Annotated in this window: 16 protein-coding genes and 2 pseudogenes; 10 read left to right on the top strand and 8 right to left on the bottom strand. The window is 41.3% G+C overall.

Annotation, left to right across the window (positions count from 1 at the left end; all coding sequences use genetic code 11):
- Positions 1-205 precede the first annotated feature (205 nt).
- The 3 genes from rnhA to lexA form a co-directional block, all read right to left on the bottom strand.
- The gene (gene rnhA, locus ACQY3F_RS04940) at positions 206-640 is read right to left on the bottom strand and encodes a ribonuclease HI (protein ID WP_428353836.1); all 435 of its coding nucleotides are present in this window, start codon (positions 638-640) and stop codon (positions 206-208) included.
- Positions 624-1349 (bottom strand): class I SAM-dependent methyltransferase, encoded by a 726-nt coding sequence (locus ACQY3F_RS04935; RefSeq protein WP_428353835.1) that lies wholly within the window; start codon positions 1347-1349, stop codon positions 624-626. The genes rnhA and ACQY3F_RS04935 overlap by 17 nt, the downstream gene beginning before the upstream one ends.
- A gap of 372 nt (positions 1350-1721) precedes the next feature.
- Positions 1722-2348, bottom strand: a complete 627-nt coding sequence (gene lexA / locus ACQY3F_RS04930; RefSeq protein ID WP_428353834.1) for a transcriptional repressor LexA — start codon at positions 2346-2348, stop codon at positions 1722-1724.
- A 381-nt stretch (positions 2349-2729) separates the two neighbouring features.
- Between lexA and ACQY3F_RS04925 the strand changes: the two genes are divergently transcribed.
- Positions 2730-4496 (top strand): SLC13 family permease, encoded by a 1767-nt coding sequence (locus tag ACQY3F_RS04925; RefSeq protein ID WP_428353833.1) that lies wholly within the window; start codon positions 2730-2732, stop codon positions 4494-4496.
- A gap of 946 nt (positions 4497-5442) precedes the next feature.
- Here the strand turns inward: ACQY3F_RS04925 and ACQY3F_RS04920 are convergent.
- Entirely contained in the window at positions 5443-5817 is a 375-nt protein-coding gene (locus ACQY3F_RS04920) for a hypothetical protein (RefSeq protein WP_428353832.1), read from the bottom strand.
- A gap of 785 nt (positions 5818-6602) precedes the next feature.
- Complete coding sequence (gene recQ, locus ACQY3F_RS04915) at positions 6603-8744, bottom strand: DNA helicase RecQ (protein ID WP_428353831.1); 2142 nt, start codon at positions 8742-8744, stop codon at positions 6603-6605.
- A 91-nt stretch (positions 8745-8835) separates the two neighbouring features.
- Between recQ and gshA the strand changes: the two genes are divergently transcribed.
- From gshA to ACQY3F_RS04890, 5 genes are all read left to right on the top strand, one after another.
- Complete coding sequence (gene gshA, locus ACQY3F_RS04910) at positions 8836-10407, top strand: glutamate--cysteine ligase (RefSeq protein WP_428353830.1); 1572 nt, start codon at positions 8836-8838, stop codon at positions 10405-10407.
- A gap of 52 nt (positions 10408-10459) precedes the next feature.
- On the top strand, positions 10460-11167 hold the full coding sequence (locus ACQY3F_RS04905) for a phosphoadenylyl-sulfate reductase (protein WP_428353829.1): 708 nt from the start codon (positions 10460-10462) through the stop codon (positions 11165-11167).
- A 544-nt stretch (positions 11168-11711) separates the two neighbouring features.
- On the top strand, positions 11712-12632 hold the full coding sequence (gene ylqF / locus ACQY3F_RS04900; protein WP_428353828.1) for a ribosome biogenesis GTPase YlqF: 921 nt from the start codon (positions 11712-11714) through the stop codon (positions 12630-12632).
- Positions 12633-13290: 658 nt separating this feature from the next.
- Entirely contained in the window at positions 13291-14295 is a 1005-nt protein-coding gene (locus tag ACQY3F_RS04895; RefSeq protein WP_428353111.1) for an IS630 family transposase, read from the top strand.
- Positions 14296-14310: 15 nt separating this feature from the next.
- Complete coding sequence (locus ACQY3F_RS04890; protein WP_428353827.1) at positions 14311-15387, top strand: IS91 family transposase; 1077 nt, start codon at positions 14311-14313, stop codon at positions 15385-15387.
- Positions 15388-15714: 327 nt separating this feature from the next.
- On the opposite strand, the gene ACQY3F_RS04885 is transcribed toward ACQY3F_RS04890, so the two are convergent.
- The 3 genes from ACQY3F_RS04885 to ltrA form a co-directional block, all read right to left on the bottom strand.
- Positions 15715-16044 (bottom strand): hypothetical protein, encoded by a 330-nt coding sequence (locus ACQY3F_RS04885; RefSeq protein ID WP_428353826.1) that lies wholly within the window; start codon positions 16042-16044, stop codon positions 15715-15717.
- A 50-nt stretch (positions 16045-16094) separates the two neighbouring features.
- Positions 16095-16436: a hypothetical protein gene (locus tag ACQY3F_RS04880; RefSeq protein WP_428353825.1), complete on the bottom strand. Its 342-nt coding sequence runs from the start codon at positions 16434-16436 to the stop codon at positions 16095-16097.
- A 169-nt stretch (positions 16437-16605) separates the two neighbouring features.
- Positions 16606-18108, bottom strand: a complete 1503-nt coding sequence (gene ltrA / locus ACQY3F_RS04875) for a group II intron reverse transcriptase/maturase (RefSeq protein ID WP_428353824.1) — start codon at positions 18106-18108, stop codon at positions 16606-16608.
- An 828-nt stretch (positions 18109-18936) separates the two neighbouring features.
- Here ltrA and ACQY3F_RS04870 point away from each other — a divergent pair.
- The 4 genes and pseudogenes from ACQY3F_RS04870 to ACQY3F_RS04855 all read left to right on the top strand — a co-directional run bounded on the left by ACQY3F_RS04870 (position 18937) and on the right by ACQY3F_RS04855 (position 23355).
- Positions 18937-19844: pseudogene (locus ACQY3F_RS04870) on the top strand (tyrosine-type recombinase/integrase).
- A complete protein-coding gene (locus ACQY3F_RS04865) occupies positions 19841-20917 on the top strand; it encodes an IS91 family transposase (RefSeq protein WP_428352924.1) in 1077 nt (358 codons plus the stop codon). Before ACQY3F_RS04870 ends, ACQY3F_RS04865 begins: the two are co-directional and overlap by 4 nt.
- Before the next feature lie 457 nt (positions 20918-21374).
- Positions 21375-22282, top strand: a pseudogene (locus tag ACQY3F_RS04860) (tyrosine-type recombinase/integrase).
- The gene (locus ACQY3F_RS04855) at positions 22279-23355 is read left to right on the top strand and encodes an IS91 family transposase (RefSeq protein WP_428352924.1); all 1077 of its coding nucleotides are present in this window, start codon (positions 22279-22281) and stop codon (positions 23353-23355) included. Before ACQY3F_RS04860 ends, ACQY3F_RS04855 begins: the two are co-directional and overlap by 4 nt.
- Positions 23356-23555: the final 200 nt, after the last annotated feature.

The following is a 23555-nucleotide window of genomic DNA, read 5'->3' as shown; positions in this document are numbered from 1 at the left end:
CTCCGAGCTCTTACGAGTCACGAAAAGACGTTCTACCCATCCTACGCAAAACCTTAACACAAAAATGTTAAAATAATTATGCCTCAGTTACTTATCGGCAAAAACTGACCCGCTAGAAATCCGCATTGTGACCGCGCGAAGTATCCCTTACTGCAACGCTGAGACGTAGCAACCAGAGTTCATTTAATATAACTTAAAAAACGACTTAGAGGGAATCAATCCCTTGATTGGCCAATAGATCAGCCTTTTCATTTCCGAAATTACCGGAATGTCCTTTTACCCAAGTCCATTCGATTTCATGTTTTTGCATTACGCTATCTAAACGTCGCCACAAATCTTCATTTTTAACCGGCTTTTTTGCAGCCGTTTTCCAGCCTCTTTTTTTCCAATTATGCATCCATTCAGTGATACCTTGTAATACATATTTAGAATCACTATATAACTTTATTTCACAAGATTGATTTAAAACTTCTAAAGCCTGAATAGCGGCCATTAACTCCATACGATTATTAGTCGTTTCCAGTTCACCGCCATACAACTCCTTTTCGGCTTCACCTCTTTTTAACCATACTCCCCAACCTCCTGGCCCAGGGTTTCCACGGCAAGCGCCATCGGTATATATTTCAACTTTCTGTGTCATATTGTGATCGTATTACTGGAACATCAATTAATTTAGCCATGGCAAATTTTGATTGGTACTCTCGTATGGGTGTCAAAGGGATAAGATGATAAGATCTTTTAATCGCATTAATGCCATAGGCAGCAACTCTCAATTGCTGGCTTCTGCCTTCCGCATGCCCTGCATTTATACGCGCAGCATCAAAATTAAACCCTGCGGCAAACTCTGCTTCAAAATTTAATAAGCGTAACCAATCTTCAATTCGTGTACGACTAACCAAACCAGGAAACCAGGGAGCTTTTTTCGCTTTTCGTCTCATGTATTGCAGGTTTATGTAAATATTCCAGGGATTAAAACTAATTATAGTTAACTTACCCTCTGGTTTTAAAATACGTTCAATTTCACGTAATACCTGATGTTTATTACGGTCAAACTCTAATAAGTGGGGCAAAATCACCATATCAACCGATTCAGATTTAAACGGCAGAGCAACGGTGGCTCCTCTTAGTAATTTGCTTTGATACCACGAGTCCTGTTCGTCATCCATAACATAGAACTGCTCATATAAACTACAATCAATGAACTCATTCTCCCAACCCAAAGCACCAATTTGTACTATAAGCTGTTTACAACTAACAGTAATGGAGCGCTTTAAAAAAGCGGCTTCCTGCTGTTGTAAAACCTGGCCTTTTGAAGTACTAAACCATTCATGTAATACCTTGCGGTGCATTATCTTTACTCATATCAAAAAATATAATTTAAAGATACCAGATTGTTACAGCAAATAAAGCATTATTTTTAGCTATGTCTGCATTAGCTGTTGGTAAGACTTAAAGGCCAATGATTGCGGGCATTTATCTTTTACTATGACTCACATAAAAACAATAACTTAGGTGATCACCAACACTTAATGAGTACATAGCCTTATTTTTTGTTTGTTACCATATCACACCTACTGTAATGATGGACATTACAAAGCTCAAGGTAGCTAAATCTTCGGCTACATGAATTATCCAGTGTTTTTGGTCATTCATGATCATGTCAATTCTATTAGTTATCTGGTCTTGCATATGGACTTTATGTTGCATTTTAGTTCTCCTAATTATTTAGTATAACTCCGCATTTGGCCTACTAAAACACCCTGAATTTCAACTTGATCAGGCCGGTATTTCATAGCTGACAAATTTGAATTTGCTGGAATTAGTAATACTTCATGCGGATATTGTTCTATAAATTTTAAGGTTGCCTCAGCTTTATCAATCAGTGCTACGACAATTTCACCATTACGTGCGCTACTTCTTTGTTCAATAATGACCCAGTCACCATCAAAAATCCCCTCTTCTATCATTGAATCCCCTTTTACCTGGAGGATATAACAGGTGTTATCCGTTTTAATTTGATCTGGAATATTTATGTAACTTTGCTGTTCTATAGCTTCTATCGGCTGCCCTGCTGCAATAAATCCGACAAAGGGTGTTCCTGTCAATTCATTATCTTGCGGGACTTGCAATTTAGCTTTTGCAGTTAATCTTATTCCTTTTTGTTTGCGATCCGGTGCTTCAACCAACCCTGCTTCAATTAAAGCTTTAATATGCTTATGTAATGATCCTCGTGAATTCAGGCCTAGTGCAGCACAGGCTTCATCCAATGTAGGCGGGTACGCAAACTGCTTATCATTACTCAACAAGTATGCAAAAACATCCTGCTGTTTCCTGGTCAATTCATTCACTGGAGTTCTCCATTTGTTTTGTAATAAGCATAGCTGGAGAACAGATAAAGAACAAGTTTATTTGCAATTTTTTTTATCTTCCTCTTATTATCCTTAACGTGCTTAGGAACGTGCACGAAATAAGTTGATCATCTAGCGCAGCCTTTTTATTCGTATTCAAAGCCTGCCCCGTGATTGATACGGGGGCGTAGAAACAGACGCATAGCCCGCTACGAAACTGTTTCTACAACGCTGAAGACGGATAAAAAGACAAGTTAGTTGCTTAAGTTATTTCTTGCACGTTGCTTAGTAAACAACCCAAATATAAATTAGTCATGCTAAAATTATTTTCGCACTTTGGGCTTTCTATTAAGCCTCTTAATCCTGATATATATTTCATTAATGCCGATAGATCTTATTACAGTTGCAATTATATTGTTCTGTGCGCTAATTCTCCTTGCCAGCAATCGTTTTCCACCTGACAGTATTTTATTAGGAGTATTAGGCTTATTACTTATTAGCGGAATATTAACACCAACAGAAGCTTTATCGGGTTTTGCAAGTCCTGGTATGGCTACAATAGCGGTACTTTATGTGACTGTTGCAGGTTTACGCGAAACGGGCTCCATCGCATGGCTAGGCCGCCTGCTATTAGGCAGGCCTGCAAATATGACTCTTGCCCTGATACGTTTATTATTGCCAGCCGCCACTATCAGTATGTTTATCAATAACAGTCCAGTCGTTGCGATGTTTACTAGCGCTGTACAAGACTGGTGTAAGCGTAGCGGTTTTAGTGCCTCAAACTTCTTATTACCTCTTAGCTATGCCTCAATTATGGGCGGTACTTGCTCATTGATAGGCACTAGTACCAATCTTGTCGTTGATGGATTGATGCGTCAATCCGGACACTCCGGTTTTGGCTTATTTGAAATAGCATCTGTTGGTTTACCCATTACCATAGTCGGTTGTGTATATCTCATTATTGTTAGCCCATTACTCATTAAAAACCGGGTAGCTGCTATTGAAAAATTTGGCGATGTACGCGAATACTTAGTTGAAATGTTAGTCAACTCTAACTGTGAACTTTCTGGTCTAACCATACAAGATGCTGGCCTACGACATTTACCTGGACTTTTTTTAATTGAAATTGTTCGCGACGGCGATATCATCCCCGTGGTATCTCCACAAACGGTTATACAATCAGATGATCGTCTGGTATTTGCAGGTGCAGTCGATTCAGTAGTTGAGTTACGCCGGATTCGAGGGCTCGTTGTAGCCTCAGACCAGATATTTAAGCTTGAAGGTCTTGATCACGAACGACGTTTATTTGAAGCGGTTATTTCAGCAGAAAGCCCTGTTGCCGGTTTAAATATACGTGAGGCGCGTTTCAGACACCGATATAATGCGGTAATCCTATCTATTGCCCGCAATGGTTATCGATTAAAAGGTAAAATTGGCGATATTGAACTACAGGCTGGTGATACATTATTACTTGAAGCACAAAAAGGCTTTCTATTTAAATTCCGCAATAGTCGTGATTTTTTGCTGGTGAGCAAACTAGAAAACTCCAGCAATGTACGCCATAATCGAGCTCCCTGGGCAATTAGTATTATGGTATTGATGATTTTACTAATTGTTAGCGGTACGATGAATATCTTGCCGGCTGCTGTCTTGGCTGCTGGTGCTATGTTAGCAAGCGCTTGCTTAAATATGGAAGATGCACGTAATAGTATCGATTATAAAGTTTTACTGGTCATTGCCAGCGCTTATGGTTTGGGTACTGCTGTACTAAAAGTCGGGCTCGCAGATATGATCGCAGGTCAGGCATTATTAGTTGCAAATGGAGACCCTCTTATGCTGTTAGCCTTGATTTATATTTCAACTGCATTATTAACAGAAACGATCACTAATAATGCAGCAGCGATAGTCATGTTTCCTATCGCCATGAGTGGTGCGCAAAGTCTGGATGTTAGTACAGCTCCCTTTGCTATTGCCGTTATGATTGCCGCTTCTGCCAGCTTTATCACCCCGATTGGATATCAGACTAATCTTATGGTATTTGGTCCCGGGGGTTACCGTTTTAGTGATTATGTAAAACTAGGCCTCCCCCTCAGCATACTCGTTGCAGGTATTGCACTATGGATTATTCCTCAAGTATGGGTATTTTAAACAAAACGGCATTACAAATTATCTACACGCTTCTTTAGGTAACGCGCAATAAATAACCCACCCATATTGCGTAGGATTTTTGTTTGTCTTCAAAGCCTGCCCCGTACTTTATACGGGGGCGTAGAAATAGAAGACGGGCAAAAAGACCAGCAAGGTGGGTCAAGCCCCTCTCAAAGGTTGTTGTTTTTAAAAAAAAGTAGGCTATACCATTATCTATATAATGGGTAGGGAGAGTTAACATGGGAGAAATACATTCCTTTTTGACTGACTCAAAACAGCCAAAAGGAGGCATTCAAAAATTGACAGGAGTTAGCGGATTTAATCTCACCACACCTAACTTTTTTCATGCAGTTGATAGACTGAATCTTGTGGGATATTTAAATAATACCTTGACTTTATGGGTTGGGATTTCTATTCTTCATTGCTAGCCCCTCGTAGCTTTCTTTAGATTACACTCAGGTTCTGAAGGTGTTATTGTTATAAAAGCTAAAAATTCGCAATTCGGGATCTGACCTCGTGGTTTCCGTTAGTTGTTAGAGATATCCTGTAACGCGAGAAGAGAGGAATCCATCCACCCTTCTTTCTTTAGAGTAAAAAAACACTAACACTTAAGGTGGGTCTATCCCAACAAAGGCACCAAATACGACATGTGAAAACGTATAACTAATTGAAAAATACAAGTTTATTTTCTGTTTCTTAATTCCCAATATTGGCACCTATTTTGATCTTTAGGTTTGGCGGGAAATAATGTCAAAAAACTTTTTATTATCAATCGATTACTGAAAATACTATGTCGCATTTGATACCTTTGTGGGAATTAACCCATAAACCGCCTGCTAATTTCGCATAATCTGAGAGGTCGTGCTATGTTGCAAGGCTTGAACCCGTCGATGATGAAATTAAACCCCGGCTTAGCCTTTATTTACCAGTGATGGCTCCGGCGATATCAAAGGGCATCCAGATCCTCCACACACATTGCTACTATTTTCTTTATCTTAACCATTAGCAGTGGGTTTCTGGAGATATTTATTAGCGCTTCCCTAGTTATAATTCCCCTAGCTTCAGCAATGTCTTCATTTCTGGGATGCCGTCTCATTGCAAAAACCGCCTCTACATGGGCGGTATATATTGCAATAAGGTTATCGTCGAGTTCAACGTCCGTACTTCTTGTTACGCCTATAATCAAACCCTCGCATGCGTACCCAATGGCTTTAGCGGCATTCTTTTGCTTGGGAGTGCTTTGAGCTGAACTGACCGACATAAAACTGGTTAAAACAATAATCGACAATACTAAAAACAACTTGTTTAATGATTTTGCCATTATAGTCTTCCTATTTTGTTTCTTATGGAATGGAACGGCTTCTGTCGAAACCTCTTTTACTTAGGGAGGTAGAAATAAATAATCGTCCAATTTTTGAAGCTGATAAAAACAGCTTCAATGATATTTTGTCACTTCTCATTTTATCAACTGCGCCCCAAGCCCTAATTAAGTGCTAAAAGTTATTAGCCATGGGTAGTGAGAAGTGAGGATATTGGATGCTTATATTTTTCCTGATCCCTTATTTTAGCTTAGTACAATATTCAGAATTTGTTAGTTCACACAATTACTCAAGAACTGAGGAACGTCAATATAGAAACTTTAATGCACATAAATGACGTTGAAAAAACAAAAGAAAAAAACCAAAAATTTCCCACTATAACCTCAAAAAGCGCGCCAAATCGAGGATGTACCTAGGCTGTCGAAATATAGCATTTAAATTATAAATATCTATAATATTCAATTCCTTGAAAAATAAAATCCGATTAAAAAGCGATATAAAAACCAAAAGGGTCAGACTCGATTGAAAGCAAGTTTTATTACCGTCTGCTTAGTGTCGACTGCTGTCTTTTAATGTAAGTAAAAGTTCAATCTTGATAAATTTTTAAAAAGCCAGATAAATACTTATCTGGCTTTTTGGTTTTTATTAGAACCACAAATTAACAACACGCTTTCATAGGGACTTGAAGGTGGGTGGGTTATTTATTGCGAGTTGCCTTAGCTAATTCCACTTAGATTTTGCTTATCCATCTATTTTAAGTAATCCATAGTACAAATAGTGCCAATTCTCACTTTTCCATAGCCGCCCTAACGCAGCGAAGAATTCCATAATTATAGGCTTCATCAAAAGCTTCATACACTGACTTTAAGACAGTGTTTTGCTCAACTGGTAAATTCAAAATCTCATCTTGAATCGTACTGATCTCCTGTGCGCTTAACTCTACCACATCGGCTAATTCGACAGCGCCCTGTGCTATGCCTTCAGCTAAGTGGCCATAAACTGTGGTGTCTTTTAACTTACGCTGCACAGCTATTTTTTCTACAGAAAAACCGACTTTAAATAATGCCACCGTTTCATCAACTGTTTCAGAGAGTTCAGAATTCTGTTCTTGCGTTTGATGTATATCTCTAATAATACTTAAAAATTCATCCGCATATAATTCCAGTTTTTTCTCCCCTACCCCTGAAATTTTAGCAAACTGCAGATGACTTAAGGGTAAGCTCTCTACCATTTCGGTTAAGCTGGCATCACTAAAGATTATATACGGTGGAACATCTTGCTCATCTGCTAGCTCACGACGCTTGGCACGCAGAGCATCCCATAAAACATTATCTCTATGCCGGGCAAAATCTCCCCGGGTTACTTTGGCTTTTTTGCTCTTCGCCTTGGCTAAGTCTTTACGCAGCCTAATTTGGGTTTCACCACGCAATATGGGCCGGCAACTAGTATTGAGTTTAAGCGCACCATAACCTTCAAAATCTACATCTACCAGACCTTTAACAACTAACTGTCGAAACACCGAACGCCACTGGCTTTCATTCAGTTCTTTGCCGATACCAAAAGTACTTTGTTTATCATGAGCAAAATTCTTGATCCGCTCATTCTCCTTACCTAATAAAACATCTAGCAGATAATTCACGCCAAAACGTTGCTCGGTGCGGTAAATACATGATAAGGCCTGCTGAGCAGCAACCGTTCCATCCCAGGTTTCGACGGGTTCCAGACAGGTATCACAATTACCACAGGGCTGAGTTTCCAGTTCACCAAAATAGTTTAATAGCACCACGCGCCGGCACGAGACCTGTTCACATAAGCCCAGCATAGCATCCAGTTTATGCAACTCAACCCGTTTATGCACTTCATCGGCATCAGAACCCTGCAACATTTGCCTTAGGGTAATAACATCCTGCAAGCCGTAGGTCATCCATGCATTCGCCGGCTCACCATCACGCCCTGCCCGCCCGGTTTCTTGATAATAGCCTTCTATACTTTTAGGTAAATCCAGGTGCGCAACAAAACGTACATTCGGCTTGTCTATGCCCATGCCAAAAGCAACCGTAGCAACAATCACCACGCCTTCGGACATTAAAAATTGATGTTGATGCTTATGACGCAATTCATGCGATAGACCTGCATGATAAGGATAAGCATCAATCCCTTTACTTTGCAACCATGCAGCAGTCGACTCCACTTTCTTACGCGACAGGCAATACACAATCCCGGCATCACCCTTATGCTCAGCATTGATAAAACTTAATAATTGTTGTCGTGCATTGTCTTTTTGTACGATACGGTAACGAATATTAGGACGATCAAAACCACTAATATATAACCCTGCCTGACTCAAACTCAGACGACTGATGATTTCTTCACGGGTACGTTGATCTGCTGTAGCCGTTAAAGCAATACGTGGGATATCTGGAAAGCGCTCTGCCAATAAAGAGAGTTGTAAATAATCACTACGAAAATCATGCCCCCACTGGGATACACAATGCGCTTCATCGATGGCAAATAAAGCAATATTTAAGCGGCTGAATAATTGCAGGGTGCGTTCAGAGGTTAATCTTTCCGGAGCCACGTAAAGCAAATCGAGTTCACCACGTAATAATTGTTGCTCTATCGATTGAACCTGCTCATAGGCCAGGGTGGAATTTAAAAAAGCAGCTTTGACACCTAATAAATGTAAGGCGTTGACCTGATCGGCCATTAAAGCAATCAGGGGTGAAATAACAATGCCGACCCCTTCGCGCACTATCGCAGGAATTTGATAGCATAAAGATTTACCACCCCCGGTTGGCATTAAAACCACAGCACTGTTTCCTGCAATTAATTGCTCAACAATCTCAGCCTGATCGCCACGGAAATCTGGATAACCAAATACCGTCTGTAAAACTTCTCTCGCCTGGTCTATACCTGCAGATTGCGTCACACTTTTTATCCTTTGCCTTGAAACAGTTATATAATGGCTACATTATAAATTAAGCGTTAGCACCTTTATCAAAATTTTTTGCATATAAAGCATGAATAGCACGAATCGTTTACACCTATTAAAACAAAACAATCAGCAGTCGCTACTAAAAAATGGACTGAAAGGCATAGAAAAAGAAAGCCTGCGGCTATCAAAAGAAGGCTTTATTGCACAAACCAGGCACCCCTACCAACTGGGTGCCAGCCTGACACACCCGCATATCACCACTGATTATTCAGAAGCTTTATTAGAATTTATTACGCCCCCTTACGCGGACATAAATGAAACCATTAGCTTTATGCACAATATTCACCAGTTTGTCTACGACAAGCTGGACAATGAATTTTTATTAGCGACTAGTATGCCCTGTGGTATTAATGGCGATGAAAGTATTCCAATCGCTAGATACGGTGATTCCAATATCGGCAAAATGAAATATATTTACCGTAAAGGGCTATGGCACCGTTACGGACGAACCATGCAGGCCATTGCAGGTATTCATTTTAATTATTCTGTACCACAAAACTTATGGCCTGTATTACATAAACTGGAAGGCTCGACCCAGACACTGGAAGCATTTCAATCGTCTGCTTATTTTGATTTAATCAGAAACTTTCAACGCCAGGGCTGGTTGATTCTGTATTTATTCGGTGCCTCGCCCGCTATCTGTAAAAGTTTTTTTAAAAGTCGCCCTGAATTAATGAGTCAGTTTGAAGAATTTGATAATGGCACCCTGTATCACCCTTATGCCACATCACTGCGAATGAGTGATATAGGTTATAAAAGTAATAACCAGGCCAACTTAGATATCGATTACAACTCCTTAGACGGCTATGTAAACAGCTTATCCCATGCCATTGACACTCCTTACCCCGAGTATGCAAACATAGGCATTAAAGTTAATGGCGAGTATCAGCAATTAAATACTAATATCCTGCAAATCGAAAACGAGTATTACAGTACCGTGCGCCCTAAGCAGATCATTAAGCCTTGCGAAAAACCAACCTTAGCGCTTAAGCGAAGGGGTGTGCAGTATGTAGAAATTCGCTCACTGGATCTGGATCTATTTAACCCAATAGGTATCGATGCAAACCGAGGGCGTTTTATCGAAGCCTTGTTGCTAAGCTGTTTAATGCAGGACAGTCCGGAAATTTCCAGCGATGATTTTAGTACCCATAATACTAATCAGCTCAAAGTGGCACATGAAGGACGTAAACCAGACCTTACTCTGATTAAAGATCGGCAATCTATTCGCTTACAAGACTGGGCATATGAAATACTTGATGGTATGCAAGAAATTTGCGATATATTGGATGAAAATGAAGCAGGCAACCTTTATAACCAGGCACTAACAGCCCAACGCGAATTAATCGATAACCCTGAATTAACACCTTCTGCACGAATTTTAGCTCGCTTACGTACAGAACAACTACCTTTTGCCCGTTTTGCAGATCAACTATCACAACAACATGCGCAAAATTTTTACGCTCAGAAGCTTAACGCAACAGATACTTTAAAATTCACCCAACTGGCTACTGACTCACATGCTAAACAGAGAGAAATCGAAGCCAATGACAGCTTAAGCATGGATGACTTTTTAGAGAAATATTTTAATCAAAGCTAAGTTTTACATTACAAAATTGCCCTTATTTAATAAGGGCAAAAAACACTAGATTATGAATAACATAGAATCAATTCAATCCGAATTACAAGGTAAAAATTCACGCAAAGTCCTAAGACACGCGCTGGAAAATTACGACCAAGTCGCTATATCCTTCAGTGGCGCCGAAGATGTCGTACTAATAGACATGGCTTTAAAAATTCGTCAGGATATCCAGGTATTTTCATTAGATACTGGACGGCTACATCCAGAAACATATCAATTTATAGAGCGAGTAAGAAAGCATTACAAAATTGACATAGAGTTACTGGTGCCAGACTATAAAAACCTAGAAGCCTTTGTTAAACAAAAAGGCCTATTTAGTTTTTATGAAGATGGCCATGAGGAATGTTGCGCGTTACGCAAAGTTGCTCCTTTAAATCGCAAACTGGCAACAGTTGACGCGTGGATTACCGGACAACGTAAAGACCAGAGCGTGGATACCCGGCAGGATATTCCCGAAATACAAATCGACCCGGCATTTTCTACAGACAGTCATCCATTGATTAAATTTAATCCTCTGGTCAACCAGAGTTCAGCACAAATATGGGATTATATAGAAGCCTATCAGGTTCCTTTTAATACATTACATAAACAGGGCTATATCAGTATAGGCTGCGAACCATGTACACGTCCTGTGCTACCCAACCAGCATGAACGCGCTGGACGCTGGTGGTGGGAAGATGCAACCAAAAAAGAATGTGGTTTGCATATCGCTAAATAACAGGGTTGATTATCGTAGCCTGTATGAAGCTTGCGGAATACAGGGAAAGTAGCTTATCAAATTCGGTAGTAACTTTTATATACCATTAAGAACATATTGTAATAAAGAAAAGATAAAAAGGTATAAATAAGTATACCTGATTACGTACAACTCTCAGCCATAGTAGAATAAAGCTTGAAACATCAGTATGTTAAAAACCTCGTCATTCCCGAAGTCTGTTATCGGGAATCTATGCTTATCCGACTAGATTCCTGCTTAAGCTTGTGCCCACGCTTGACTGGGTAGCATGCAGGAATGACGAAGTATAGCTGAGGGTTATGGGTAATCAGGTAAGTATATGTGGTGAATTAGTTTAACATTTCTGTAGGATGGGTAGAACGTAGCATCGGTTTTTTAGGTGCGCAGTGACTCGCAAGAGCGCGTAGCGAAACCCATCAATCCCTCATCAACAAGTGACCACAGTTACCTCTTCAAGTCCTTCATGGTAGAAACAAATATGCTTACTTCCTGCTTCTCCGCACTCACTTAACAATATAAATTCCACATGAAAATCCAATGGTTCCCGGGACATATGCACAAGGCAGGCAAAGAAATAAAGGAAAGCCTGCCCGATATAGACTTATTGATCGAAATACTCGACGCTCGTCTACCTTTTAGCAGTGCCAACCCCTTATTGTCTGAACTTCGCGGTGATAAACCTTGTATTAAAATCCTTAACAAAGCCGACTTAGCCGATCCAGTACGAACCCAGCAATGGCAAAACTATCTGGAACAGGAAGACGGCATTAAAACTCTGGCTCTAACTGCCATACAGACAGATAAGGTCGACACAGTTATTGAGCTATGCCGAAAGTTAATCCCGCATAAAGCGACAGGCAGCAAAGTCATACATGTACTGATTATGGGTATACCAAATGTAGGTAAATCTACCCTGATCAATGCACTGGCAGGGCGCACAATTGCCAAAACAGGGAATGAACCTGCAGTGACTAAACGCCAGCAACGTATCGATTTACGCAATGGCATTATCCTCTGCGACACGCCCGGAATGTTATGGCCCAACTTAGAAAATCACAATACCGGTTATCGCCTGGCAACGACAGGTGCTATTAAGGATACCGCTTTAAAACACGATGATGTCGCATCATTTGCCGGCGAATTTTTGCTACACCACTATCCCGAGTCGTTAAAGCAACGCTATCAATTCCAAATACTTCCTGAAACTGACTATGAATTATTACAGCTAATCGGTAAGAAACGCGGATGCTTGCGACCGGGCGGCCATATCGATATGGATAAAGTTGCGAAAATTCTGCTTACTGAAATCCGCGATGGAACCTTAGGCAAAATTACCCTGGAAACACCAGAAATGATGCAAAAGGAATTAGCAGAACTAGCCATAATTCAAACTCAAAAAGCAGCAAAAAAGCAGAAGCGCAAGAAAAACTGGAAGAGTAATAAGTAGTTTAGGAAAAGGTATCCACACACTTAGGAATGCGCACGAAATAACTTAAGCAACTGACTTGTCTTTTTATCCGTTTTCTGCGTTGTAGAAACTGTTACGTAGCTGGCTATGCGCCTGTTTCTACGTCTTGAATACGAATAAAAATCCTGCGCCAGATGCTCAACTTATTCCGTGCGCGTTCCTTAAAGATACCGATTTGATGCTTGAAATATAACTGGATACAAGGATATTGCACCGTTGCACAAAACTGATACGGGAGAATATTTTGACTGACAAAGCGAATTCAGAGGGTAAAATCGTAGCAAAAAAAATGCAGTGCCTTACGAACCTACCCACGCATACAGGACGTGGTTATTATTTTTAATCTATATTGAGCGTTAAGATTAAGGTGCGCTGTTCCAGATCTATATCTGAGCTTGAGCGCAACATATTTATGGATGTAATTAGTGCCTGAACGAAAAGTCAGTTTTTTAAAAAAACATCACACCCAATCTACCATAATATTTTCCGATTTGGCTTAGTTGAGATAACAATCCACCCATTATTACGAATTTGCTCAGCACAATGCTATTGTGCCACTTTTCAGACATAAGTACTTACGCAAAATTAATTTAACGAAAAAAGGTGTCATAATAAACAATTATTTTGCTGACTCTAAATGTTTGTGCTCTATATAAAACACCTACTCCCAGAAGAAATTACTGCTTTAAATGTGATGCATAAAAACCATCCACTTCATTTAAGTAGAAGTCGAGCTCATGCTATTTTATTAAGTTTCAAAGAGCATTCTGTTCCCATGATTTGTTCTATTTATAACGTATGCCGCCAAACTGTTTCCACTTGGTTTTCTAACTGGGAAAAGAATGGAATCGATGGATTGGTTGACTGTCAGGGAAGAGGACGGCGAGGTATTTTAACTGAAAAACAACAAATAAGCTTAGTCCAGAGAGTTGAAAAATCTCCTAGATCATTAAAATCAGTACTAGCAAAATTTGAAGAAGATCTAGGCATTTCAGTTAGCATTGATACTATAAAACGTATTTGTAAACAAGCTGATCTTGTTTGGAAACGAGTTAGAAAATCCTTAAGGATAAAGCGTAATCAAGATAAATTTGATTTGGCAACCGATGAAATAAAAGAATTAATACAACAACATAAAGAGAATGAACTTGATTTGTGCTACTTTGATGAGTCGGGGTTTACACTAGAACCCTGTGTTCCTTATGCTTGGCAACAGTCAGGTGAGACGATTGAAATACCAAGCTCAAACAGCAAGCGTCTTAATGTATTAGGTTTTGTTAACAGAGATTGCAGGTTTGATTCTTTTGTTTTTGAAGGGAGTGTAAACACTTCGGTTGTTGTGGCTTGTATTGATGAATTTGCTAAACAGATTAAAAAACCAACAACTCTTATTATTGATAATGCATCGACTCATACGAGTAATGAATTTAATGAAAACCTTGAAAGGTGGAAAGAAAAAAACCTATCCATTTACCGTATACCGCCATACTCACCCGAGTTAAATATTATCGAGATTATATGGCGTAAAATAAAATACGAATGGCTTCCTTTTTCAGCTTATGAATCCTATGCCTCTCTTCAGGAAGAATTATTTAAGGTGCTGTCTAATATTGGAAAGAATTACAAAGTAGAGTTTGCATAAAAGGTTAAATTAATTTTGCATGGGTACTTAACCCTAGCTGCAGTGATTGATCAATTTCAGTCTGACTTTTTAAGCGAGTATCAATCTCGTTTACGCTCCAATCAGATCAGTGCATTACATGCCATGAAGAGCTGTCGGACACAGCTGAGTCCTGTGATGCAGGTTAACTGTGCAGACTGTGACTATCAAACCTTTGTGCCTCATTCCTGTGGCCAGCGTAACTGCCCGCATTGTCAACATCATGAGAGTCAACAATGGATTGAACGACAGGTACAAAAACAAGTCCCTGCCGATTATTTTATGAATACCTTTACCTTGCCTGCTCAGTTAAGATCGCTGGCAAAGCAGCACCCACGTTTACTTTACAGTATGATGTTTGACTGTGCCTGGGCGACTTTACAGAGTTTTAGTAAAAATGATAAGCAGTTGCAAGGCGATGCCGGGGCTATTGCAGTTTTACACACGCATTCACGCGAATTAAATTATCATCCGCATATTCATGTCATTATGCCTGCGGCAATCGTGGATAAAATCAAGAAGCTCTGGCGCACTAAGGAAGGCAAATACCTGTTTCATCATAAAGCACTAGCAAAAGTATTTCGTGCAAAGATGCTAGCGCGTATGAACGAAGAAAAGTTGCCATTTCCCACAGCTATTCCGGAAAAATGGGTGGTCGATTGTAAGTTTGTCGGTGCAGGCGATAAAGCATTGATATATCTGGGTCGATACCTGTATCGTGGTGTGATTCGTGAACAGGATATCTTATCCTGCCAAAATGGCAAAGTAACCTACCGTTATCAAGACAGCAAAACCAAACGCTATCAAACCAAAACGGTATCGGGGGCTAAATTTCTGTGGCTGGTGCTGCAACATGTTTTGCCTAAAGGCTTTCGTCGTGCGCGCAATTATGGCTTTTTACATCCGAATAGCAAGGGTGTTATTAAGTTGATTCACTCCCTGCTAAAGTTTGACCCGACGAAGATATTGCGTGCACTCAAAGTACGGCCGGCATTCAGTTGCAAATGTTGTGGCGGGGCGATGGTTGTTGAAATACCCAGGGTGGAAATAATGTTTCAGCCTTTGCCAACTTAACAATTGGAATCACTAGCGCTTATGTAAATTTAAACACTTCGACCCAGGCTATCAGCGGATTAAATGCTGAGGGAGTTGCTTGGGCTAAAATCGGAGATTAAGGCAGAATTTTGCTCCGATACTTGGACTTTGAGAGTTGACTGCAATGGACAACGCTCAAAGTTCAGTTAAACAGGTAAAAACAGAGGTTCGATTCATCAGTCGGGCTGATCAACAAAAAGCTATTTTCATAGAGCGCATTAAATGAATTCCTACTATCGTGCCGGGCTTGTCCAACAAACGGTTCAGATTGTGGCTCGCTTCGCGATCACAATCTAACCTTATTCGTTATGTGATTGTTGCATCATCGCCTGAGCTTGCAAGTTCTTTATGTGTTTTTCTCTCTGCTTTTTTTCTTGCTTTGTCTTTTACCATTTGCTCAATAGATCTTACGTTTTCTGGTGCTCTTTTTTTGAAATGCTTGAAATATAATTCTTCGATAAACTCAGGTAGTGGAAGTTTCCATTGTTGTTGTTTTGTGTTGCCAAGGCTACCAAATTTCTTTGGATTTAAACCAAGTTCCCTAGCCATCTGTATTTGGGTATGAGACAAATGATATTTCTTTCTTGCTTCAACCCATGGCTGTAACTTATTTGGAATGAAATCTTTTTTTGCCATTTGTATTGATTCTTTTTATGTTATCTGCATATTATGGATTTTGTGATAATTTATGGTCTTATTACCACAAAATGAAATCCGGTTTCTTTTTGTACCGTAAAATCTTCTTCTTTTAAGTTAAACCCTGTTTTATTAGCAAGTGGATAAAAACGGTTATAAGATTGCTCATCAAACGCATACGGCGCCCCTTTCTTCATTCCTTGAATAATTTCACCGAATCTAGTCTTTTTAATTGTTACTCCCTTTGATGATTCAGTTAAAGCAGACTTTATGTAATTGCGCATTGCTTCTTCTGATCCAGATATTACACATGCGTCGCCATCACAAATAACCCCCATCGGTGAGCTAAATGCGAAGTGACCAATTACTTTGCTATCTATGTCATGAGGCATAATATTTCCTATGTCTTAGCTGTTTGTTTTTTTTCACACCGGATAGGTCAGGGCTTCGCAGCCCTTCCCCTCCTAAGAACCGTACTTGCGAGTTTCCCAGCATACGGCTCAAGCCCTTTAAAAGCCGAGTATATTCGACCCGATCGCTCATTTCTTATTAGTGGTCATATTACCCTCTAATCAAGGTTCTTTCCAGTGTTGTACTGGCTAAAAATAAACGATCATAGTTTCGTGTACGACATTGTTTCTCTGCACGGTCTTTAAAGTATTCCCGATAAGCAGGGTCATAAGGGTTAGCTTCGCCACGAACTTTAACGTGGTAACGGATAGGCACGTCGGCCATCCGAAATAACCCTAACCATTGTCGCTTCCCTTGTTTATTGATCACAAACGTACCGAAATTACTTCGTCCTTCTATGCGAGAACGATAACGGTGTGTTATCCATGCATTGGTTTTACTACGGTGGCAATGTCGCAACCAGCGACGTACACCATAATATATTTCATTATCCAACGTATTGAATAAACGTTTGGCCACGACCTGACGGTTTGAGAAAGCCCAGCCTCGAAGTTTGCTGTTCAATTTTCTAAGCATCGCTTCAAAGGGTAGCTTTTGCGATTCTTTAAAGAAAATTTTCAGCATTTCCCGAAACTGAGTGACTTTCTTTTGAGAAGGGCAGATTATCAATTTATCTTTGAACTTTCTAAGGGTAAACCCTAGAAAATCAACCCCTTCTTCAATCGGGCGTAGATGTGTCTTTTCCTCTGATAATGTCAGCCCTCGGGGCTGAAGAAAGTCTTTTACCGCAGGTAATATTTCGTCGCGTAGAATGCCTTCCGTTGCCCCCGTAATAACAAAATCATCCGCATAGCGGATCACGTTGAGTTTGCGGTGTTTCTTATTGCGTCCTTTTATGACGACAGTTTCCAGCCCATCCAAGGCCATATTGGCTAAGATAGGGGAAATAATACCGCCTTGCGGTGTGCCTTCATGACTATCATAGTACTTTGACTTCTCCATATACCCTGACTTGAGCCATTGTTTCAGTACCTTTTTCGGTAGCAGAATGTGCTCAAGCAGCCAGTCGTGGCTGATACGATCAAAACAGGCTTTAATATCAGCATCTAGTACCCAGGGCGCTGCCCTGCGTGTTGCCAGCGCTATAAAGCATTGCTTGACTGCATCATGTACACTACGTTTTTCCCGAAACCCATAAGAATGCTTGTCACCTAATGTTTCGGCAACAGGTTTTAGGGTCAATGCGTATAATGCTTGCATCGCCCGATCATGCATAATGGGGATGCCGAGAGGACGCAGTTTGCCATTGCTTTTAGGAATCCAGCAACGACGTAAGGGATGGGCTTTATAGCCCCGTATTTTTAGTTGTGACACGGCACACCAATAGTGCTGGTGTGTTTTCCAGATAACACCATCAATTCCTGATGTTCTTTTACCTTTGTTAGAAATGATTCGCTTTACGGCCAGCATTCTGGCATAAAACGAACGACTCAGAAGATATTGCAAAGCTTTCACCTTGTGCCATCGTCCTCGCCGTACGGCCTCTGCGATACGCATTTGCAGCCGATTAACCAAACACTCAACAATGGACCAGTTGACCTGATTCCAGTTCTGTTGATTGGCAGAAGGTGCACCAGCCATACAGGCCGTCATTTGCGTTTCCTTCTCAAAATCGGTTCTCCAAACTCTTTCGCAGAAAAGCACCAAATGGACGTGGGCACACTTTCGTGTCGGACAAATCTTGAATCCGTATCGACTACATTACATAATCGCCTTCGCTTTTTCCATTCTCTCATCGACGTACCGCCTTCGGCATCCCTTGCGGGCAGCTTTCTCCATCGCTGGAGGACGATACGACATTGCCACGTTCCACATAAATATCTTAACGAACGACTTAGGTGCTGCCTGTATCCCAGTAGTGCTTTATCTGCGTGAAACCGACGTTATAACAGTTCCACTGACTACCCACCTGTTGGTTACAGCCTATCAGTGCTTTTTGGCTGCTCTTTTGTTAACGGGACTTCAAGACGACAGTTCACATTACATTCACCCTATCATTCCATCCTAGCTCCCGACCGCCTTAGCACTGGCAGAATACGAGTCCCCTCACGGTTCCTCTTATACGAGTTTCATTGTCCCAGACGCTTCACACCACATCCGTGTCGCATGGCCTGGTAGGATACTGGAGGCAGAACTCCAGGTTGCGCCTCACTTAAAAAAAGTGATTTACAACATATATTTATGCAACTTCGTGTCGCAAATAACGCCCAAATCACTTGACGTAAAAAGGGGCGGAAATTTTGCGATAGCAAAAATTTGTGACGCTTTTTACGGTCAAGTGGATTTGATTGTTGGACGAAGCCGCTATCGCGGAGAAAAACAGCGCATCCCTTAAATTTAAAGTGTAACCTCATTGCCTGTTATATGCATAACAGGTAACTTGTAAGCTCATCCAACTAACAATAATGAGGTTACACTGTTATGACACCATCGATAGAGCTTAAATTCAACCATTATTATATCCAGCACTGTAAGCATTTAAAGCTTAAGGGACTGCAACCCAAAACCATTGACGCTTATTCACGCGCTATTCGCCGTATCGGGGAACACTTTCAGGGGCATCTGGATAACTTAACGCAAGATCAACTGGTGGATTATTTTCATGCTCTTTTAAGCCGCCTTTCCTGGAGTGCCGTGAAACTAGATCTCTATGGTCTCAAGTTTTTCTATACACATGTGCTACAAAAGCCGTGGGTTGATGTGCTAATGATTAAACCACCACGATGTACGCGTATACCCGATATTGTCACTGTGGTTGAAGCACAACAACTGTTTATGTCGACCCGTAATCTAAGCTATCGAGTTTTTTATTTTACGATTTACAGTCTAGGTTTACGTTTGGGCGAGGGCTTAAGCCTGAAAGTAGGTGATATTGATGCGACACGCATGCGGGTACATATTCGCAATGCCAAAGGCAATAAGGATCGGCTTGTGCCTTTGCCTGTGAATACCTTGAAGGTGTTGCGTAAGTTTTGGGCTGTGCATAAAAATCCAGTGCTGGTATTTCCCAACCGTGCCCGGGGTCTAAAAGGTGCACATCTTGCTGAATCCCCCCTTGATCGCGGTGGCATCCAGAAGACAATCCGTCTTGTGACGCAAGAAATGGGACTAAAAAAAAGATTTCCTGCCACTCGCTGCGCCACAGTTACGCCACTCACCTGTTAGAAGCCGGGGTTGATTTAGTTGAGTTGCAGAAGATTCTGGGCCATACCAGTTTAGTAACCACGGCTCGCTATACGCATTTGACCGATATTACCGATGAGAATGCAGAGCTGCACATTAATCAGTTAGTCAATGACTTTTCTATTCACTGGGGGCAGATTTCATGATAACCCTAGCTGCAGTGATTGATCAATTTCAGTCTGACTTTTTAAGCGAGTATCAATCTCGTTTACGCTCCAATCAGATCAGTGCATTACATGCCATGAAGAGCTGTCGGACACAGCTGAGTCCTGTGATGCAGGTTAACTGTGCAGACTGTGACTATCAAACCTTTGTGCCTCATTCCTGTGGCCAGCGTAACTGCCCGCATTGTCAACATCATGAGAGTCAACAATGGATTGAACGACAGGTACAAAAACAAGTCCCTGCTGATTATTTTATGAATACCTTTACCTTACCTGCGCAGTTAAGGTCGTTAGCCAGGCAGCATCCGCGGTTACTTTACAGTATGATGTTTGACTGTGCCTGGGCGACTTTACAGAGTTTTAGTAAAAATGATAAGCAGTTGCAAGGCGATGCCGGGGCGATTGCTGTCTTACATACACACTCACGCGAATTAAATTATCATCCGCATATTCATGTCATTATGCCTGCGGCAATCGTGGATAAAATCAAGAAGCTCTGGCGCACTAAGGAAGGCAAATACCTGTTTCATCATAAAGCACTAGCAAAAGTATTTCGTGCAAAGATGCTAGCGCGTATGAACGAAGAAAAGTTGCCATTTCCCACAGCTATTCCGGAAAAATGGGTGGTCGATTGTAAGTTTGTCGGTGCAGGCGATAAAGCATTGATATATCTGGGTCGATACCTGTATCGTGGTGTGATTCGTGAACAGGATATCTTATCCTGCCAAAATGGCAAAGTAACCTACCGTTATCAAGACAGCAAAACCAAACGCTATCAAACCAAAACGGTATCGGGGGCTAAATTTCTGTGGCTGGTGCTGCAACATGTTTTGCCTAAAGGCTTTCGTCGTGCGCGCAATTATGGCTTTTTACATCCGAATAGCAAGGGTGTTATTAAGTTGATTCACTCCCTGCTAAAGTTTGACCCGACGAAGATATTGCGTGCACTCAAAGTACGGCCGGCATTCAGTTGCAAATGTTGTGGCGGGGCGATGGTTGTTGGGCGTCGGCAAATACCCAGGGTGGAAATAATGTTTCAGCCTTTGCCAACTTAACAATTGGAATCACTAGCGCTTATGTAAATTTAAACACTTCGACCCAGGCTATCAGCGGATTAAATGCTGAGGGAGTTGCTTGGGCTAAAATCGGAGATTAAGGCAGAATTTTGCTCCGATACTTGGACTTTGAGAGTTGACTGCAATGGACAACGCTCAAAGTTCAGTTAAACAGGTAAAAACAGAGGTTCGATTCATCAGTCGGGCTGATCAACAAAAAGCTATTTTCATAGAGCGCATTAAATGAATTCCTACTATCGTGCCGGGCTTGTCCAACAAACGGTTCAGATTGTGGCTCGCTTCGCGATCACAATCTAACCTTATTCGTTGGACGAAGCCGCTATCGCGGAGAAAAACAGCGCATCCCTTAAATTTAAAGTGTAACCTCATTGCCTGTTATATGCATAACAGGTAACTTGTAAGCTCATCCAACTAACAATAATGAGGTTACACTGTTATGACACCATCGATAGAGCTTAAATTCAACCATTATTATATCCAGCACTGTAAGCATTTAAAGCTTAAGGGACTGCAACCCAAAACCATTGACGCTTATTCACGCGCTATTCGCCGTATCGGGGAACACTTTCAGGGGCATCTGGATAACTTAACGCAAGATCAACTGGTGGATTATTTTCATGCTCTTTTAAGCCGCCTTTCCTGGAGTGCCGTGAAACTAGATCTCTATGGTCTCAAGTTTTTCTATACACATGTGCTACAAAAGCCGTGGGTTGATGTGCTAATGATTAAACCACCACGATGTACGCGTATACCCGATATTGTCACTGTGGTTGAAGCACAACAACTGTTTATGTCGACCCGTAATCTAAGCTATCGAGTTTTTTATTTTACGATTTACAGTCTAGGTTTACGTTTGGGCGAGGGCTTAAGCCTGAAAGTAGGTGATATTGATGCGACACGCATGCGGGTACATATTCGCAATGCCAAAGGCAATAAGGATCGGCTTGTGCCTTTGCCTGTGAATACCTTGAAGGTGTTGCGTAAGTTTTGGGCTGTGCATAAAAATCCAGTGCTGGTATTTCCCAACCGTGCCCGGGGTCTAAAAGGTGCACATCTTGCTGAATCCCCCCTTGATCGCGGTGGCATCCAGAAGACAATCCGTCTTGTGACGCAAGAAATGGGACTAAAAAAAAGATTTCCTGCCACTCGCTGCGCCACAGTTACGCCACTCACCTGTTAGAAGCCGGGGTTGATTTAGTTGAGTTGCAGAAGATTCTGGGCCATACCAGTTTAGTAACCACGGCTCGCTATACGCATTTGACCGATATTACCGATGAGAATGCAGAGCTGCACATTAATCAGTTAGTCAATGACTTTTCTATTCACTGGGGGCAGATTTCATGATAACCCTAGCTGCAGTGATTGATCAATTTCAGTCTGACTTTTTAAGCGAGTATCAATCTCGTTTACGCTCCAATCAGATCAGTGCATTACATGCCATGAAGAGCTGTCGGACACAGCTGAGTCCTGTGATGCAGGTTAACTGTGCAGACTGTGACTATCAAACCTTTGTGCCTCATTCCTGTGGCCAGCGTAACTGCCCGCATTGTCAACATCATGAGAGTCAACAATGGATTGAACGACAGGTACAAAAACAAGTCCCTGCTGATTATTTTATGAATACCTTTACCTTACCTGCGCAGTTAAGGTCGTTAGCCAGGCAGCATCCGCGGTTACTTTACAGTATGATGTTTGACTGTGCCTGGGCGACTTTACAGAGTTTTAGTAAAAATGATAAGCAGTTGCAAGGCGATGCCGGGGCGATTGCTGTCTTACATACACACTCACGCGAATTAAATTATCATCCGCATATTCATGTCATTATGCCTGCGGCAATCGTGGATAAAATCAAGAAGCTCTGGCGCACTAAGGAAGGCAAATACCTGTTTCATCATAAAGCACTAGCAAAAGTATTTCGTGCAAAGATGCTAGCGCGTATGAACGAAGAAAAGTTGCCATTTCCCACAGCTATTCCGGAAAAATGGGTGGTCGATTGTAAGTTTGTCGGTGCAGGCGATAAAGCATTGATATATCTGGGTCGATACCTGTATCGTGGTGTGATTCGTGAACAGGATATCTTATCCTGCCAAAATGGCAAAGTAACCTACCGTTATCAAGACAGCAAAACCAAACGCTATCAAACCAAAACGGTATCGGGGGCTAAATTTCTGTGGCTGGTGCTGCAACATGTTTTGCCTAAAGGCTTTCGTCGTGCGCGCAATTATGGCTTTTTACATCCGAATAGCAAGGGTGTTATTAAGTTGATTCACTCCCTGCTAAAGTTTGACCCGACGAAGATATTGCGTGCACTCAAAGTACGGCCGGCATTCAGTTGCAAATGTTGTGGCGGGGCGATGGTTGTTGGGCGTCGGCAAATACCCAGGGTGGAAATAATGTTTCAGCCTTTGCCAACTTAACAATTGGAATCACTAGCGCTTATGTAAATTTAAACACTTCGACCCAGGCTATCAGCGGATTAAATGCTGAGGGAGTTGCTTGGGCTAAAATCGGAGATTAAGGCAGAATTTTGCTCCGATACTTGGACTTTGAGAGTTGACTGCAATGGACAACGCTCAAAGTTCAGTTAAACAGGTAAAAACAGAGGTTCGATTCATCA

The sequence above is a fragment of the Methyloprofundus sp. genome, assembly GCF_965251085.1.
Taxonomy (GTDB): Bacteria; Pseudomonadota; Gammaproteobacteria; order Methylococcales; family Methylomonadaceae; genus Methyloprofundus.
This window is presented reverse-complemented; position numbering and strand designations above follow the sequence as displayed.